The sequence below is a fragment of the Paenibacillus sp. P3E genome (assembly GCF_001909045.1).
Lineage (GTDB): Bacteria > Bacillota > Bacilli > Paenibacillales > Paenibacillaceae > Paenibacillus_AQ > Paenibacillus_AQ helianthi.
This window is the reverse complement of record NZ_LVWH01000156.1, coordinates 1-642: the sequence shown is the minus strand read 5'-3', so window position 1 is coordinate 642 and position 642 is coordinate 1. Positions and strand designations below refer to the sequence as shown.

The window sequence follows — 642 nt, the reverse complement described above, 5'->3', positions numbered from 1 at the left end:
CAATTCCCAACACTGAACTAAAATATTCTTCAAACAGTTTAGAACTAATTAATAATTGATCCGCTTTCTTGTAAATCCATTTACAGAATTTCAATAAAAGACTATATAAAACACCTTTACTAGAAACACCTGCGGAAACTATACTCTCTGGCCAAAGATCGTGGCAATATATAATTAGGGGCTTTGAAATAAGCTTTTTCATCAAAACTCCTGGCAACGCCATTGTAACAGGGGAAAGCTGATAAACTAATATCAAATCAAAGTCCTTTTTCATAAAAAGAACTTTGAACATTGAAGAGAATGCAAAGCTCAAATAATTCAAACCTAAGTTTATATTCCCTTTTTTTCTCCCAATAAGCCAAGAACGTATTACTTCAACTCCGTCAATACTTTCATCTCGATTTTTAAACCATTTGTATTTTTTTTCAACAACCCCTGTAGGATAGTTAGGAAGACCAGTTAATACTGTCACTTGATGTCCGCTATGAGCCAGTTCATTGCAAATATCGTTTACTTTAAACTGTTCTGGAAAAAAGTATTGGCAAATAACTAATATTTTCATTACTTAACCTCTTTTGTTTCTTAATATATAAAAAATCAATTCTTGACGTTTCTTCAATTGCACTCGATTATATTTATATC

The 642-nt window shown here is 31.3% G+C and carries 1 protein-coding gene; it reads right to left on the bottom strand.

Features of this window, described 5'->3' with window-relative positions; genetic code table 11:
- A partial coding sequence (locus A3842_RS13005; protein WP_143186269.1) for a glycosyltransferase family 4 protein occupies window positions 1-562 on the bottom strand: 562 nt, incomplete at its 3' end.
- Between the last annotated feature and the right edge of the window lie 80 nt (window positions 563-642).